Annotated in this window: 20 protein-coding genes; 14 read left to right on the top strand and 6 right to left on the bottom strand. The window is 64.2% G+C overall.

Features of this window, described 5'->3' with window-relative positions; translation table 11 throughout:
- Window positions 1-78: 78 nt before the first annotated feature.
- Window positions 79-1350 carry a tRNA (N(6)-L-threonylcarbamoyladenosine(37)-C(2))-methylthiotransferase MtaB gene (gene mtaB / locus V4R08_RS12795; protein WP_335579696.1) on the bottom strand — a complete coding sequence of 424 codons (1272 nt, stop codon included), beginning with the start codon at window positions 1348-1350 and terminating at the stop codon, window positions 79-81.
- Window positions 1350-2222, bottom strand: coding sequence for a diaminopimelate epimerase (dapF, locus tag V4R08_RS12790; protein ID WP_335579695.1), 873 nt, complete (start codon window positions 2220-2222; stop codon window positions 1350-1352). Before dapF ends, mtaB begins: the two co-directional genes overlap by 1 nt.
- Window positions 2223-2484: 262 nt before the next feature.
- On the opposite strand from dapF, the gene V4R08_RS12785 reads away from it, so the two are divergent.
- From V4R08_RS12785 to leuC, 9 genes are all read left to right on the top strand, one after another.
- A complete protein-coding gene (locus V4R08_RS12785) occupies window positions 2485-3204 on the top strand; it encodes a GyrI-like domain-containing protein (RefSeq protein WP_335579694.1) in 720 nt (239 codons plus the stop codon).
- Window positions 3201-3920: an SIMPL domain-containing protein gene (locus V4R08_RS12780; RefSeq protein WP_335579693.1), complete on the top strand. Its 720-nt coding sequence runs from the start codon at window positions 3201-3203 to the stop codon at window positions 3918-3920. The genes V4R08_RS12785 and V4R08_RS12780 overlap by 4 nt, the downstream gene beginning before the upstream one ends.
- Window positions 3921-4223: 303 nt before the next feature.
- Window positions 4224-5765: a signal recognition particle protein gene (gene ffh, locus V4R08_RS12775; protein ID WP_335579692.1), complete on the top strand. Its 1542-nt coding sequence runs from the start codon at window positions 4224-4226 to the stop codon at window positions 5763-5765.
- Window positions 5766-5934: 169 nt separating this feature from the next.
- A complete protein-coding gene (gene rpsP, locus V4R08_RS12770) occupies window positions 5935-6267 on the top strand; it encodes a 30S ribosomal protein S16 (protein ID WP_335579691.1) in 333 nt (110 codons plus the stop codon).
- Window positions 6268-6372: 105 nt separating this feature from the next.
- Window positions 6373-6906: a ribosome maturation factor RimM gene (gene rimM, locus V4R08_RS12765; protein WP_335579690.1), complete on the top strand. Its 534-nt coding sequence runs from the start codon at window positions 6373-6375 to the stop codon at window positions 6904-6906.
- A 126-nt stretch (window positions 6907-7032) separates the two neighbouring features.
- Window positions 7033-7767 (top strand): tRNA (guanosine(37)-N1)-methyltransferase TrmD, encoded by a 735-nt coding sequence (gene trmD, locus V4R08_RS12760; protein ID WP_335579689.1) that lies wholly within the window; start codon window positions 7033-7035, stop codon window positions 7765-7767.
- Window positions 7768-7987: 220 nt separating this feature from the next.
- Window positions 7988-8368 (top strand): 50S ribosomal protein L19, encoded by a 381-nt coding sequence (gene rplS / locus V4R08_RS12755; RefSeq protein WP_011511952.1) that lies wholly within the window; start codon window positions 7988-7990, stop codon window positions 8366-8368.
- Window positions 8369-8500: 132 nt separating this feature from the next.
- Window positions 8501-8626: a hypothetical protein gene (locus V4R08_RS12750; RefSeq protein ID WP_335579688.1), complete on the top strand. Its 126-nt coding sequence runs from the start codon at window positions 8501-8503 to the stop codon at window positions 8624-8626.
- 76 nt (window positions 8627-8702) lie between these two features.
- Window positions 8703-10109 carry a 3-isopropylmalate dehydratase large subunit gene (leuC, locus tag V4R08_RS12745; protein WP_335579687.1) on the top strand — a complete coding sequence of 469 codons (1407 nt, stop codon included), beginning with the start codon at window positions 8703-8705 and terminating at the stop codon, window positions 10107-10109.
- Between the two features lie 245 nt (window positions 10110-10354).
- Here leuC and V4R08_RS12740 read toward each other — a convergent pair whose 3' ends face one another.
- Window positions 10355-10639 (bottom strand): hypothetical protein, encoded by a 285-nt coding sequence (locus tag V4R08_RS12740; protein WP_335579686.1) that lies wholly within the window; start codon window positions 10637-10639, stop codon window positions 10355-10357.
- On the opposite strand from V4R08_RS12740, the gene V4R08_RS12735 reads away from it, so the two are divergent.
- Window positions 10623-10979: a hypothetical protein gene (locus tag V4R08_RS12735; RefSeq protein ID WP_335579685.1), complete on the top strand. Its 357-nt coding sequence runs from the start codon at window positions 10623-10625 to the stop codon at window positions 10977-10979. The two genes, V4R08_RS12740 and V4R08_RS12735, sit on opposite strands and share 17 nt — an antisense overlap.
- Window positions 10980-11047: 68 nt before the next feature.
- Here V4R08_RS12735 and V4R08_RS12730 read toward each other — a convergent pair whose 3' ends face one another.
- On the bottom strand, window positions 11048-11359 hold the full coding sequence (locus V4R08_RS12730) for a hypothetical protein (protein ID WP_335579684.1): 312 nt from the start codon (window positions 11357-11359) through the stop codon (window positions 11048-11050).
- A gap of 145 nt (window positions 11360-11504) precedes the next feature.
- On the opposite strand from V4R08_RS12730, the gene V4R08_RS12725 reads away from it, so the two are divergent.
- A complete protein-coding gene (locus tag V4R08_RS12725) occupies window positions 11505-11912 on the top strand; it encodes a hypothetical protein (protein WP_335579683.1) in 408 nt (135 codons plus the stop codon).
- A gap of 107 nt (window positions 11913-12019) precedes the next feature.
- Here the strand turns inward: V4R08_RS12725 and V4R08_RS12720 are convergent, their stop codons facing one another.
- Complete coding sequence (locus V4R08_RS12720; RefSeq protein ID WP_335580280.1) at window positions 12020-12346, bottom strand: hypothetical protein; 327 nt, start codon at window positions 12344-12346, stop codon at window positions 12020-12022.
- Between the two features lie 139 nt (window positions 12347-12485).
- Here V4R08_RS12720 and V4R08_RS12715 point away from each other — a divergent pair, with 139 nt between their 5' ends.
- On the top strand, window positions 12486-12887 hold the full coding sequence (locus V4R08_RS12715) for a metallopeptidase family protein (protein ID WP_335579682.1): 402 nt from the start codon (window positions 12486-12488) through the stop codon (window positions 12885-12887).
- A 57-nt stretch (window positions 12888-12944) separates the two neighbouring features.
- Window positions 12945-13550, top strand: a complete 606-nt coding sequence (gene leuD / locus V4R08_RS12710; protein ID WP_335579681.1) for a 3-isopropylmalate dehydratase small subunit — start codon at window positions 12945-12947, stop codon at window positions 13548-13550.
- A gap of 112 nt (window positions 13551-13662) precedes the next feature.
- On the opposite strand, the gene V4R08_RS12705 is transcribed toward leuD, so the two are convergent.
- Window positions 13663-14697, bottom strand: coding sequence for an aspartate-semialdehyde dehydrogenase (locus tag V4R08_RS12705; RefSeq protein WP_335579680.1), 1035 nt, complete (start codon window positions 14695-14697; stop codon window positions 13663-13665).
- A gap of 502 nt (window positions 14698-15199) precedes the next feature.
- On the opposite strand from V4R08_RS12705, the gene V4R08_RS12700 reads away from it, so the two are divergent.
- Window positions 15200-15592 (top strand): hypothetical protein, encoded by a 393-nt coding sequence (locus tag V4R08_RS12700; protein ID WP_335579679.1) that lies wholly within the window; start codon window positions 15200-15202, stop codon window positions 15590-15592.
- The last annotated feature ends 113 nt before the right edge of the window (window positions 15593-15705 follow it).

The raw sequence follows: 15705 nt of genomic DNA, 5'->3' as shown, positions 1-15705 counted from the left end.
CCAACCGGCTCTGAGATTCACCATGACGACAGGCCGCTCGGCGCGCATTCGCCGTCGCGCCGAAACGCAAGGCCTAAATCACACCAGCAGTCGCGCACCGTCGTGCCCGACCACCCTCAGCGTTCGCACCGCGCCGGGGGTCTCTTCCGCTATCGCCACAGGCAAAAAATGCTCGGTGCGGCCCTGGGTGGCGCTTTCGATCAACACCTGACGCGTCGCGCCGACCTCCGCGGCAAGCCGCCGCCGCAGCGCGGCTCCGGCGGCGGCACGCAACCGCCCGGCGCGGTCTTTGATGACCTCGCCCGCGACCTGTGGCATCCGCGCCGCCGGCGTCCCCGGACGCCGCGAGTAGGGAAACACATGCAGGAAGGTGAGATCGCAGTCCGCGACAAGGTCGAGCGATCGCGCGAACATGTCATCGGTCTCGGTCGGAAAACCGGCGATGATGTCGGCGCCGAAGACGATGTCCGGCCTCAGCCGCCGGATCTGCGCACAGAAATCGATGGCGTCCCGACGCGAATGCCGCCGCTTCATCCGCTTCAGGATCATGTCGGCGCCGGATTGCAGCGACAGATGCAGATGCGGCATCAGCCGCTCCTCGTTCGCGACTGCATCGAGCAGATCCCCGTCCGCCTCGATCGAATCGATCGACGAGATTCGCAGTCGCCTCATTTCCGGCACATGCCGCAGTATCCGCTTGACCAATCCGCCCAGTCTCGGCGCGCCCGGCAGATCGGCGCCGTAGCTCGTGAGATCGACGCCGGTCAGCACGATCTCGGCATGACCGGCCTCGACGAGCGCGCGCACCTGATCGACAACCGCGCCCATCGGCACCGAGCGCGAATTGCCGCGCCCGAAAGGAATAATGCAGAAGGTGCAGCGATGGTCACAACCGTTCTGCACCTGCACGAAGGCGCGCGGCAGGCCGCCTTGAAAGCCATCGACGAGATGCGGCGCCATCGCGGTCACCGCCATGATGTCGGCGACCGCGATTTTTTCCTCGTTCGCGATCCCGAAATCGGCCACTGCCGCGAATGCGGTCCGCGCGTCGCGCCAGGTGTCACCGCGCATCTTGTCGTCGTTGCCGATCACGCGATCGACCTCGGTCATCTGCGCGAACATCGTCGGCTCGATCTGCGCCGCGCAGCCGGTGACGACGATGCGCGCCGACGGCCGCTCGCGCTTCAGCCGGCGGATCGATTGCCGCGCCTGGGCTACCGCCTCGTTGGTGACGGCGCAACTGTTGATGACGATGACATCATCAAGTCCGGCATCGTCCGCGTTGCGGCGGATGACTTCGGATTCGAAGGCATTGAGCCGGCAGCCGAAGGTGACGACGTCGACAGACATCAGGCCACGGACGCAAACAGCGCCGGATCGAACGTGCCGGCATATTCGAACACCGCCGGACCGGTCATCAGCACATGATCGTCGCGCTCGCGCCACTCGATGGTCAGGTCGCCACCGGGGAGCACCATCTCGACAACGCGGTCGGCGCGCTTGAGCCGCGCCGCCGCCACCGCGGTCGCGCAGGCCGCCGACCCGCAGGCCTTGGTCAGGCCCGCGCCACGCTCCCAGGTCCGCATCACGATGCGATCGCGACCCTCGATATGCGCCAGCGTGATGTTGGCGCGCTCGGGGAAGATCGGATGATTCTCCAGCAGCGGCCCGAAGCGTTCGAGGTCATGGGCGTTCACGTCGTCGACCCAGAAGATCGCGTGCGGATTGCCCATGCTGACTACCGACGGCGAATGCAGCACCGGCGCATCGATCGGCCCGACCTGCAATTCGATATAGCGGGTATCGCGGAATTCCTCGGCCAGCGGAATATCCTGCCAGCCGAACTTCGGCGGTCCCATGTCGACCGTGTAGAGGTCCGGCGCCGGACCCTGCCAGCAATTCAAAAGCCCGGCGCGGGTCTCGAAGGTCAGCGCCGCCTTGCCGGTGGCATTGAACAACTGGCGCGCCACGCAACGCATGCCGTTGCCGCAGGCATTCGCTTCCGAGCCGTCGTTATTGTAGATGCGGACAAAAGCCTCGGTGCCGGGCAGGCGCGGGGGCTGCAGCACCATCAGCTGATCGTAGGGCACGCCGGCCGGCGAGGCGACCGCGCGCGCCTCCTCGGCTGTCACCGTCGCAGGACGGTCACGCAGATCGACCACGACGATCTCGTTGCCGATGCCGTTCATCTTGCTGAATGCGTGGTTTGCAAGCGCGCCCATATCCGGCGTCCAATTTTTCCGACATCCGTCTTCCGCGGCTTTATATGGCGAACGCACGGTGGTTGGCCAGTGCGACCGGCATCCGCGCTCGTTAACACAAATCCGTCTCAGTGCCCCACACCCGCCACGATGCGGCATGACATATCTGTCATGGGACGGATATCAGAGCCGCGTGTTAAGCATCGCATGATTCCGCCCGTAACAGCGGCTAAGGGCCGGGTCTCGCGGACATCGGCCAGCACGATCAGGGAGACCTTCTATAATGAATTGCCCCCGCCTCTTTCGCCGCCTCGCGATCGCGATGATTCCGGCGGTCTTGTCGCTCGGGTTCTCCGCCGTGCTGGCCCAGACGCCGCCCGCGACCCCTCCCGGCGCGACGGCACCCGCAACCCCTGCCGCGCCAACCCCGCCCGGAACGACAACGCCGGCCACACCGACCCCGCCCCCGGCCGAGGTGCAGACGCCGGAGAACCCGACCGCTGAGGCGCCGAAGCCGCCGGTCACCGCGCCGGTGCAGACCGCCGATCCCTTCGGCGAGGAATTCACGCTGACGCCGAAGACTGTCCTGACTTTCAGAAACAACGCCACCTGGGACACCGCATTCGAGACGCTGATCGATTCCTTCAAGTCGCTGACGGCCGTTCTCGACAAGCAGGGCGTCAAGGCCGCCGGCAACATGATGATCGTCTATACCTCGACCGACGACACCGGCTTCTCGTTTCTGGCGGAAGTCCCGGTCGATCAGGAGCTGAAGGACCTGCCCAAGGACATGCGCATGGGCAAATCACCCGAGGGCAAGGCGCTGAAGTTCGTGCATCGCGGCTCCTACGACAACATGGACAACACCTATGAGGCGATCACCAACCACCTTGACGACAAGAAGCTCGAGGCCAAGGATACCTTCATCGAGGAGTACATGACCGATCCGCTGAAGACCGAGGAAGACAATCTGGTCATCAACGTCTATGTGCCGCTGAAATGAGAGCCGTCATGCAGAACCGGATTCTCCTCACGATCGCCGCTGCCGCCATCGCCGCTTTGGCGGCGATGCCGGCGCAAGCCGAAGCGGCGGCGCCGCCAACGGTCTCGGTGACCGGCGAAGCCACGATCTCGGTGCCGCCCGATCTCGCGCGGATCGAAGCGGGCGTCACCACCGACGCCAAGACCGCGCGCGAAGCCTCCGACGCCAACAACGCCGCCATGGGCAAGGTGCTGCTGGCGCTGAAAAGCGCGGGAATTGCCGAGAAGGACTACCAGACCTCGCGACTGTCGCTGCAGCCGCAATATGCCAATCAGAACCGCTCGGGTCCGAACGTCCTTACCGGCTATCGCGCCACCAACCGTGTCACCGTCAAGCTGCGCGACGTCGCCAAGATCGCCGGCGTGATCGACGCGGTGACCGCGGCCGGCGCCAACGACATCGGTGGCATCAATTTCATGGTGTCCAACGCATCGAAGCTGCTCGACGACGCGCGCGCCCAGGCCATCGCCGACGCGCGGCGCAAGGCGGAAATCTATGCCAAGGCGGCGGGTGTCACGCTCGGCGCCCCCTTGAGCATTTCGGAAGAAGGATCACCCGGGCCGGTGATGTACCGCCGGGCCGCCGCGCCGATGGCCGCGGACATCGCCATCGCGCCCGGCGAAGAGACGCTGCGCGTCACGGTCGGCGTCTCCTGGGCGATCAAGGAGGGACCGTGACGCCGTCGTCGCTCCGAAGCGGTCGCGCGGAATACTGGTTCCGTCGGCCATGCGAGCTGAAAACCAGGCAACTGCCGCGCCAATCGGCTTGACTCCGGCGGGCCGACGCCTGTAAATCCGTCCGAATTCTCGAAGAGATGTTCTTTTCGACCCGCCGACCGGCCGCAGGGGCCGGAGGTCAACGTCCGACAGCGCTGTGCGCCCTCGGGCGCAAACGTGTTTTGGAGTTTGGCGCCGGCGAGCGCCAAGATGTCCTCGCGGCCCCCTCTCCCATGGGGCGAGGTAAAAAACCAGGAACGGCTCATGTTCGACAATCTGTCGGAAAGGCTCGGAGGCATTCTCGATCGGCTGACGCGGCGCGGCGCGTTGACGGAAGCCGATGTCGATGCCGCCATGCGCGAGGTGCGCCGGGCGCTGCTCGAGGCCGACGTCTCGCTCGATGTCGTCAGAAGCTTTACCGACAAGGTCCGCGAGCAGGCGATCGGCGCCACCGTCGTCAAATCGGTGACGCCGGGCCAGATGGTGGTGAAGATCGTCCATGACGAACTGATCGCCACGCTCGGCGACGACGGCCAGACCATCGACCTCAATGCGGTGCCGCCGATCACCATCATGATGGTCGGCCTGCAGGGCTCGGGCAAGACCACCACGACAGCAAAGCTGGCGCGGCGGCTGACCGAACGCGACAAACGCAAAGTCCTGATGGCCTCGCTCGACATCTATCGTCCGGCCGCGATGGAGCAGCTCGCGGTGCTCGGCCGCGATCTCGAAATCCAGACGCTGCCGATCGCCGCGGGGCAAAAGCCCGAGCAGATCGCACGCCGCGCGCTGGAAGCCGGCAAGCTCGGCGGTTACGACGTGGTGTTGCTCGACACCGCCGGCCGCACCACGCTCGACGAAGAGATGATGTCCGAGGCGGCGAACATCAAAGCCGTGGCCCAGCCGCATGAAGTGCTGCTGGTCGCGGACTCGCTGACCGGCCAGGACGCCGTCAACCTCGCGCGCTCGTTCGACGAGCGCGTCGGCCTCACCGGCATCGTGCTGACTCGAGTGGACGGAGACGGCCGCGGCGGCGCCGCGCTGTCGATGCGTCAGGTCACCGGCAAGCCGATCAAGCTGATCGGCACCGGCGAAAAGACCGACGCGCTGGAGGATTTCCATCCCTCCCGCATCGCCGGCCGCATCCTCGGCATGGGCGACGTGGTCACGCTGGTCGAAAAGGCCGCCGCCAATATCGATGCCGAAAAAGCCGCGCGCACGACCGAGAAGATGCGCAAGGGCCAGTTCGACCTCAACGACATGCGCGAGCAGTTGTTGCAGATGGCGAACATGGGCGGCGTATCCGGCCTGATGGGCATGATGCCCGGCGTCGCCAAGATGAAGAACCAAATCGCCGCAGCCGGTCTCGACGACAGGATCATCAAACGTCAGGTCGCGGTGATCGATTCGATGACGCGGCAGGAGCGCAAGCATCCCGATATCCTGAAGGCCAGCCGCAAGCGGCGCATCGCTGCCGGCGCCGGCCAGAAGGTCGAGGAGATCAACAAGCTGCTCAAGATGCATCGCAGCATGGCCGACATGATGAAGATGATGGCAACCGGCAAGCGCGGCGCGCTCGCCGGCATCGCGCAGGCCATGGGCTTCGGCGGCGGCATGCCGATGCCCACGCCCGAACAAATGAAAGCGCTGGCGGATAAAATGCCGAAAGGCGCCGACGGCCTGCCGCAAATGCCGAAGGATCTGCCGGCGGGATTGCGCGGCGGTCTGCCCAACCTTCCCGGCCTCACCGGACTTGGCGGCAAGCCGACGCTGCCCGGCCTCGGCTTCCCCAGGAAGAAGAAATGAGAATCCCCCTCTCTACCCGTCATTCCGGGACGCGCGTCTTTGCGCGGGCCCGGAATCCATACTCCCTGTCGTGGTTATGGATTCCGGGCTCGCTCGCAAGCGCTCGCGCCCCGGAATGACGTGAGCAAATCGATCAACCTTTTCAATCGAACCACATCAGGAGAACCTTATGCCCGTCGTGATCCGCCTCGCCCGTGCCGGCACCAAGAAGCGGCCGGTCTATCATCTCGTCGTCGCCGATTCGCGCTATCCGCGCGACGGCCGTTTCATCGAGCGGCTCGGCTACTTCAATCCGCTGATGCCGAAGGACAATGCCGACCGGCTCAAGATCGACCTCGACAAGGTCAAGGCCTGGCTCGCCAAGGGCGCGCAGCCGTCCGACCGCGTGGCGCGTTTCCTGGATGCCGCCGGCGTCAAGAAGCGCACGGCGCGCAACAACCCGGAGAAGGCCGTGCCGCGCAAGGAGCGCAAGGCGCAGGCCGAAGCCGCCGCGAAGGCGTAAGACAAATGCCTTCGTCATTGCGAGCGAAGCGGAGCAATCCAGAGCAAGCGCGCAAGACCGGATTGCTTCGTCGCTCCGCTCCTCACAATGACAGAAGTTGACCAGATGCCGTGCGCGGAGGTACGGCGCGTCTGCGTGGCCCGGATCGGCGCCGCGCATGGCCTGCGCGGCGAGGTGCGGCTGTGGACGTTCACCGAAGATCCGCTGGCCGTAAAGCATTACGGCCCGCTCGCGACCAGGGACGGCGCGCGTCAGTTTGAAGTGACACACGCTCGTCCGACGAAAGACCACCTCATCGCGACATTGAAGGGCGTCACCACGCGCGACGAGGCCGAGCGGCTTAACGGCACCGACCTCTACGTCGCACGCGACAAACTTCCCGCGACAGACGAGGGCGAATTCTACCACGCCGACCTGATCGGCCTCACTGCGGTCGATGCGGCCGGCACGCCGCTCGGAACCGTCGCCGCCATCCACAATTTCGGCGCCGGCGACATCATCGAGATCGCGCCCGCGCACGGTCCGACGCGGATGCTGCCGTTCACCGATGCCGTGGTGCCGACCGTGGACATCGCGGGCGGACGTGTGGTGATCGAGATGCCCGGCGAAATCGAGGGCGAGGAGCCTGATCAGGCATAATCATTTCGTCATTGCGAGGAGCGCAGGGCGACGCATAGCGTCGTCCCGACAGCGACGAAGCAATCCAGCTCTCGCACCAGACTCTTGGATTGCTTCGCTTCGCTCGCAATGACGGCGGTTTGGCTCATGACACCACAGCAAATATCCTGGCGCGCGACCGTCCTGACCCTGTTTCCCGAGATGTTTCCGGGGCCGCTCGGCGCCAGCCTCGCCGGGAGGGCGCTGGCCGCCGGCCTGTGGGCGCTGGACGTCCGCGATATCCGGGATTCCGCCACCGACCGCCACCGCAGCGTCGATGACACCCCGGCCGGCGGCGGCCCGGGCATGGTGCTGCGCGCCGATGTGCTTGCCAAAGCCATCGACGCGGCGGAGGTGTCGCCGGACAGGCCACGCCTGCTGATGAGTCCGCGAGGTCGGCCATTGACCCAGTCACAGATCGTGGAACTGGCCGCGGGGCCAGGGCCGCTGATCGTCTGCGGGCGGTTCGAGGGGGTGGACCAGCGGGCGATCGAGGCCCGCGGGCTCGAGGAAGTGTCCATCGGTGACTATGTGCTGTCCGGGGGCGAAATCGCCGCGATAACGCTGATCGATGCGTGCGTCCGGCTTTTGCCGGGGGTGATGGGCAAGGCGGAATCCAGCGCGGACGAGAGTTTTTCGCACGGACTGCTTGAATACCCCCAATACACCCGCCCGCAGGAGTTCGAAGGCCGCCCGATCCCGGACATCCTTCTCTCCGGCGACCACGCCAAGGTGGCCGCCTGGCGGCGGGCCGAGGCGGAAGCCCTGACCGAGGCGCGCCGTCCGGACCTCTGGACGGCATGGGCCAGGCAAAATCCGCCAAAAAACACGACGGATGGGTGACAACGCTCCGGCTTTGCCGTATATGAGCGCCAAATCCGCGCAGCGAGCGTTTTCAGGCAAAGTGGAATCCGGTTTGCCGTTCGAAAATGCTCTAACCAATTGAGTTGCGCGTATTCTTTTCGCAAAACCGGTATCCACGTTTGCGGAATATGTGCCGCTGGATAAAAGAATTCCGCGCAGCCCCCTCAAACGGCCGGGCGCGCCGCCGATGGAGATTGCAATGAACATCATTCAGCAGCTCGAAAAAGAGCAGTTCGACAAACTGTCGGCGACCAAAACCATTCCGGAGTTCGGCCCCGGCGATACCGTGATCGTCAACGTCAAGGTGGTCGAAGGCGAGCGCACCCGCGTGCAGGCCTATGAAGGCGTCTGCATCGGCCGCTCCGGCGGCGGACTCAACGAGAGCTTCACGGTCCGCAAGATTTCCTACGGCGAGGGCGTCGAGCGCGTGTTTCCGGTGATGTCGCCGATGATCGACTCGATCAAGGTGGTGCGCCGCGGCAAGGTGCGCCGCGCCAAGCTTTATTACCTGCGCAACCTGCGCGGCAAGTCGGCCCGCATTGTCGAGAAAAAGACGGACCGCGCGGCAGCGACGAGCTGAGCGCACCCGGCCCCGCTTCCGAAGCCTTTCGAAAGCGCGGCACCGGCCGCGCTTTTTTGTTGCCGCGCTCGCGCCTATCTATCGCGGATGCAGGGCGCCGCGGCGCGATTGATTGTCGCGGCGGATGCCGCCATGTTAGAAGATGGAATGGTCCCAGATCAGACCAGCATCGGCCGCCTCGTCGCGCGCATCGTGATCGACGACCGCAGCCGTTTGCCCGGACGCTTCTTCGGACGGTTCGCGACCTCGGCGACCTGACGCCGCGTTCCCGTCAGCGATTGTCTCGCGCGCCCACGGCGCGACCCGTTCAAAGAATTCCAATAGGTTCACGTCCATGTCCAAACCGACAACCCTGTACGACAAGATCTGGAACGATCATCTGGTCCACGAGGCCGAGGACGGCACCTGCCTGATCTACATCGATCGCCACCTCGTCCATGAAGTGACCTCGCCTCAGGCGTTCGAGGGTCTGCGCGTGGCCGGCCGCAAGGTTCATGCGCCGGAGAAGACGCTCGCGGTGGTCGATCACAACGTGCCGACGACCGATCGTACAAAACCCAATCCCGATCCGGAGAGCGCCGAGCAGATCGCGACGCTGGCGCGGAACGCCAAGGATTTCGGCATCGAATACTACAACGAGTTCGACAAGCGTCAGGGCATCGTTCACGTCATCGGCCCCGAGCAGGGCTTTACCCTGCCCGGCACCACCATCGTCTGCGGCGACAGCCACACCTCGACCCACGGCGCATTCGGGGCGCTGGCGCACGGCATCGGCACCTCCGAGGTCGAGCATGTGCTTGCGACCCAGACGCTGATCCAGAAGAAGGCGAAGAACATGCGCGCGGTGGTCGACGGCACGCTGCCGGACGGCGTCACCGCCAAGGACATCATTCTCGCCATCATCGGCGAGATCGGCACCGCCGGCGGCACCGGCTTTGTGCTGGAATATGCCGGCGCCGCGATCCGCGCGCTGACCATGGAAGGCCGCATGACGGTCTGCAACATGTCGATCGAGGGCGGCGCGCGCGCCGGCCTGGTCGCGCCGGACGAGAAGGCCTACGAGTTCCTGAAAGGACGCCCGAAAGCGCCGAAGGGCGCCGACTGGGATGCGGCGATGCGCTACTGGGAGAAACTGCGCAGCGACGACGGCGCGCACTTCGATCACGAGATCCGGCTCGACGCCGCCAAGCTGCCGCCGATCGTGACCTGGGGCACCAGTCCTGAAGACGTCATTTCGGTGACCGGCAAGGTGCCCAATCCCGCCGACATCGCCGACGAAGCGAAGCGGCTCTCCAAGGAGCGCGCGCTGCACTACATGGGCCTGACTGCGGGCACCAGGATCACCGACATCACGCTCGACCGCGTCTTCATCGGCTCCTGCACCAACGGCCGCATCGAGGATCTGCGCGCGGCGGCGAAGATCGCGGACGGCAGAACGGTGAACGGCAACGTCAATGCCATGGTCGTGCCGGGCTCAGGGCTCGTGAAGGAGCAGGCGGAAGCCGAAGGCCTCGACAAGATCTTCATCAAGGCCGGTTTCGAGTGGCGCGAGCCGGGCTGCTCGATGTGCCTTGCGATGAATCCCGACAAGCTGAAGCCGGAAGAGCGCTGCGCCTCGACCTCCAACCGCAACTTCGAAGGCCGGCAAGGTTTCAAGGGCCGCACGCATCTGGTGTCGCCCGCGATGGCGGCGGCGGCCGCGATCGCGGGTCACTTCGTCGACGTCCGCGAGTGGCATTGAGAACCTTCGCCAAATGGACTCATGCCCGGCACTCGGGTTCCGCGACCTTAAATTTCTCGGGCGCAAGAGTGACATGCCGCTGCCAGTCGTGCTGCGCGACGGCCTTGCACCCAGCGCCGCAATGAAGCAAACCATCAGAACTTTAGAGCGAGTCGAGTCGCTTTCTGCCGCACGAAATTTTTGCGATGCCCGAAAAATCCGCGCGCATTGCCCGGCAAAAGCAGGGCGTTGCGATCAGGCCGCTGCTATCCGGTCAGCCGATCGAAAAAAACATCAACGAGGATGCGATGGCGAATCCGGCCTGCCTCGACTGGTGGGTTGCCTTCGCCGGAAAATTCCGTCAGTCGTAATGATGTCATGAAAAAAGCCACGACCAAAACCCCTGCCCGCAAGGCAGTAAAAACGTCGCGTCCATCCGCGAAGGCATCGGCAAAGGCGGCCACAAGGACGCTTCCCAAGACGCCTGCAAAGCCGGCGTCCGCAAAGGGCAAAGTCGCGAAGCCGGCGGCGGTCATGAAGAGCAGCAGCAACACCGTATCGTGCGCGACTGAAATGCCGATCGCGACCGCGCCGCGCAAAGCTCTCACCTTGCCGCCGAAGCCGGCTCCCGCCGTCACCGCGCCGATTATTCCGGCGCCCACAGTCGTGCCGACGCCTGCCGCGGCGACGACCAAACCGGTATCCAGTCCTGCGCCGCGCGCCGACGTGCCGCCCGCAACCGGCTTTACGCTGCTGGTCGACGGGCATTTCAAGAACCAGTTCGAGACGCTGGCCCAGGCAAAGCAGGCCGCCACGGAATTGAAGTCGCGTTTCCCGATCCTTCGGATCGCGGTCTATGACGCTGAGAACAAGGCACGGCTGCCGGTCTGATCGGCATCACGGCGTCGGCGCGCAACGGTCGTGGCGCGCTAAGCGGCCGCGCATCGAGTAGCCATCACTCACCAGGACGGATCGAGGCCGTAACCGAAGCCGAACGGAAAGAACGGCGCCGGTCCCTGCGGCACGTAGTAAGACGGCCGCTCATAGTAGGGCTGATAAGGACCACGGACATAGACGCGGGGACGATGGTGCCGATGGCGATGTCTCCGATGCACGCGATGGGCGCGCCGCGCCGCACCGACGTCAGTCAGCGCCATGGACCGCGTGGCGACAGCGTCGGAGCGCGAGCCCGCCTCCGCGCCTTCGATGGATGTTGCGCCGGACAACGCCACGATTGCCGCCGCAAGGCCGACGCCGAGATATGTTTTCATGGCAATTTCCGCGATCAAACGATCCTGCTGATTATGTCGGTCGATTATATCGGCGCGGTTGTCAAAAAAACAGGCCCGCGATGCGGGCCTGCTCGACTATGGGCGGGGCTCGCTTTGGCCAACCACCCGGATCGGATCAACGCTAGTGGCGATGACGGTTATGGCGATGATGACCCTGGTGACGATGCCCATGGTGATGATGCCCATAGTGATGATGATGGCGATAAGGCCGCCAGTGCTGATGATGGTGATGATGGCGAGGCCGCCAGTGGCGATGGTGGTGATGCCCCCACTGCACGTTGGTCGTCAGCTTGCCGGCGTCGCTCTGCGCGGTGGTGGCGATGCCCGGACCGACCGGCGTTGCCGCTTGCGCCTGCTGCGCGGGAGCCGCGACAACCAGGAGCGCACCGAGGGCGGCAAATCCCAGAATTTTCTTCAAAAGCATGTGGACCTCCATGGAATACAACACGTAACAGCGAACCGCAGCAGATGGTTCCATCGCCGCCGCGATGCGAGCGACGAAGCTAGAAGCGCAGATGTGAATGCGACGTGAATGCACCTGCCGCGATCATGAGCGGCGACGATGCGCCGCACGCTTACACTGAACCGTTGAAAACCGATACATGGAGGACGGGCCGAACGACGCCCCGCGCGGTGCCGTCAGCCGTGGCGCCAGTAACAGTTCATCCGCGGAACGATCACCGTGCCGCTCGGCCGGAATTCCTGCACATAATGCGCGGTGCAATCGCGTACGGCGTCGGGACCGGGATTATAGCTCGGATAGACCCCGCGTTCGTCCTCGCGGTAGATGCGCACGCGCGGCCGCCGCTTGCGCGCCTGCGCCGAGACATCGGTTGTTACGGCGCGTTCAGTGTTCAGCGCTGTTTGCGCCTCCGCGCGGTCCTCAAACAGAATCGTACCCGGCAGCAGAAGCAGAAGCACTGCCGCGCCCATCGCCAGCCTCACCGCTGTCATCCTGAGGTCCATCACAGCGCCCCGGTTTTCGTGTTCGTAGCCGACGGTCTCCGATTGCCGCGCCCGCGTCAACCGTGACATCGCCCGGATCTTAAAAGCCCGGATCTTAAAAAACGGTGCCCCCGCGGCAAAACACGGTTAAACAGGCGCCATGTGGACGTCCGTCAAAGCCCCCTCGCTGGCTGACATGGAGGCCATGGCGCACGAGGCGTTCGCGCGCCTGCCCGAGCATTTCCGGCGTCTGTGCGCGGGTCTCATCATCCGCGTCGAGGATTTCCCGACCGACGAGGTGCTGGACGAGATGAAGGCCGACAGCGAATACGACCTGCTGGGACTGTTCCAGGGCACGGGCCTGCCGTTCCAGAGCTACGATGACGTTGCCAGGCTGCCCAATCTGATCTGGCTCTACCGCCGTCCCATCATCGACTACTGGGCCGAGCATGACGAAACGCTCGGCCGCATCATCACCCATGTGTTGATCCACGAAATCGGCCACCACTTCGGGCTGTCCGATGCCGACATGGAGGCGATCGAGGCGCAGGCGGCAGGATAGGCCCCTTGGATCGAGGCCGGGATCGGGATAGAACGGCCGCTCACGAGGACTCCGGTCATGGACAAGTTCACAACGCTGGAAGGCGTCGCGGCGCCGCTGAAGATCATCAATGTCGACACCGACATGATCATTCCGAAGCAGTATCTGAAGACCATCAAGCGCACCGGCCTTGGCAAGGGGCTTTTCTCGGAGCAGCGCTACAGGGACGACGGCTCGGAGAATCCGGACTTCGTTCTCAATAAGCCGGCCTATCGCAACGCCAAGGTTCTTGTCGCCGGCGACAATTTCGGCTGTGGCTCGTCGCGCGAGCACGCGCCGTGGGCGCTGCTCGACTTCGGCATCCGCTGCGTGATCTCCACCTCGTTCGGTGACATCTTCTACAACAACTGCTTCAAGAACGGCATCCTGCCGATCCGCGTGACGCAAGCCGACCTCGACAAGCTGTTCGACGACGCCGAGCGCGGCGCCAACGCAACGCTGACCATCGATCTCGCCAATCAGGAAATCCGCGGCCCCGACGGCGGCAAAGCGACATTCGAGATCGACGCGTTCCGCAAGCACTGCCTGCTAAACGGCCTCGACGACATCGGACTGACGATGGAAAAGAAGGCGGCGATCGACAGCTACGAGGACAAGGCGAGGCGCGAGCGCGCCTGGGCCTGACGGCTTCCGCCGGCAACGAGAGCCGGTCACCGGCTCCGCAACGTCGTCTCGCTTCGAATCGAATCAGAAGCGAGGAATGTCCGTCCGGCCCTTCGCTCGAAAACGCTACCGGTCAGGCGGCTTTCTGTTTGGCCTGGATCAGCTTGCGGTTGATCAGGCACTCGGCGATCTGGATCGCATTCAGCGCCGCGCCCTTGCGCAGGTTGTCGGACACCACCCACATCGACAGCCCGTTCTCCACCGTCGCATCCTCGCGAATGCGGCTGATGTAGGTGGCGTCCTCGCCCGCCGATTCGTACGGCGTGACGTAGCCGCCCGGCTCGTGCTTGTCGATCACGAGACACCCCGGCGCGTTGCGCAGGATGCCGCGCGCCTCGTCGGGCGTGATCGGCTTCTCGAACTCGATGGTGACGGCTTCCGAATGGCCGATGAACACCGGCACACGCACACAGGTGGCGGTCAGCCTGATTTTGGGATCAAGAATCTTCTTGGTCTCCATCATCATCTTCCATTCTTCCTTGGTGTAGCCGTCCTCCATGAACACGTCGATCTCGGGGATGACGTTGAAGGCGATACGCTTCGGGAATTTCTTGTTCACGAGTTCGCTCGCGGTGTAGACCGCCTTGGTCTGCGCGAACAATTCGTCCATGGCGTCCTTGCCGGCGCCTGAAACGGACTGATAGGTCGCGACCACGACGCGCCTGATGACGGCCTTGTCATGCAGCGGCTTCAGCGCCACCACAAGCTGCGCGGTCGAGCAGTTCGGATTGGCGATGATGTGCTTTTTGGTGAAACCAGCGACCGCGTCCGCGTTGACCTCGGGCACGACCAGCGGCACGTCCGGATCCATCCGCCATGTCGACGAGTTGTCGATCACGACCGCGCCGGCCGCCGCGATCCTCGGCGACCATTCCTTCGACACGGCGCCGCCGGCCGACATCAGGCAAATGTCGGTGTCGCCAAAATCGTAATTCTCCAGCGCTTTGACTTTCAGGGTTTTGTCGCCATAAGAGACTTCGGTGCCGACGCTGCGGCGCGAGGCCAGCGCCACCACCTCGTCCGCGGGGAATTTCCGCTCGTCCAGGATGTTGAGCATTTCACGCCCGACATTGCCGGTCGCTCCGACCAGCGCGACTTTGTAACCCATCGTTCACTCTCCGAAGAAAAATGCCTCCCTTATCGCCCGCGCGCAAAACAAGGGAAGACGGTGCGCTTCTATGCGAGAAACGCCCTCAAGACAACGTCGGACCCTGGTTCCGACGTGACCGATTCGGCCGGTGCAGCCTGCCGAAATCCATTCGGTCATGCGCGGCTTCGCCGACATAGGTGCAAGGGTCATCAGGGGAGCTGCTCCGGCACATCATGTGGGTTATATAGGCGCATGTCTGCGCGCGCCGTGATGGAGGTAGATAGTTAATTAAAACCAGAGACTTATAACCGTATCGACCCGACCGGGCGAGCGGTCCACCCCCTAACCGCGGCATGGTCTTAATTCCCGTTTTCGCCGAACCTTCCGGACCCCTCGCGTTGGATTCGAAGAAACATTTCGTCGTCACCGGCATTATTCTCGCAAGGTGTGGCCCAATTGGGCTTGTGGCGCCCGCCCGCCGGACGGTAAAAAGGTTGTCACTCGGATCTATGAGGACGCGATGACTTTGAAATTCCCCGCCGCGACCCGGGCTGCGAAAAGCCTCGCGCTGTTGCTTGCGGCGGCTGCCTTCGTTGCGGTCGGCTTCAGCGCCACCGACGCGAGCGCGGCCAAGCGCAAGCACTATGACCGCAGCGGCGCTTATGGCCCGACCGGACCCAACGTGTCGTACCAGTCCGGCCCACGCACCCGCGTCTACATCTCCAAACGCTCCTGGCTGGATGCCGGCACCGAAGTGCTGCCCGGCGAGCGCAAGTTCACCGACTACGCTTTTCCGCCGGCTCTCGGCTATCCCTCGTTCGCCCGCGAAAACCTGAACCGGCCGATCGACAGGCAACCGCTCAGTGCGCCGGCCGATCTCGGCGGATATCCGACCGAATTTCCGCTGTACTGATCGTTCTGCCCCGCGCGCGCTCGTAAACGGCAGCAACATGAAAAATGCCCGGGACAGCCGGGCATTTTTATTGAAGGCTTTCGACGGGTCGTCCCCGCGAACGCGGGGACCCA

The sequence above is a fragment of the Nitrobacter sp. NHB1 genome (assembly GCF_036964665.1).
Lineage (GTDB): Bacteria > Pseudomonadota > Alphaproteobacteria > Rhizobiales > Xanthobacteraceae > Nitrobacter.
The sequence above is the reverse complement of the archived record's forward strand: the minus strand, read 5'-3'. Positions and strand labels throughout refer to the sequence as shown.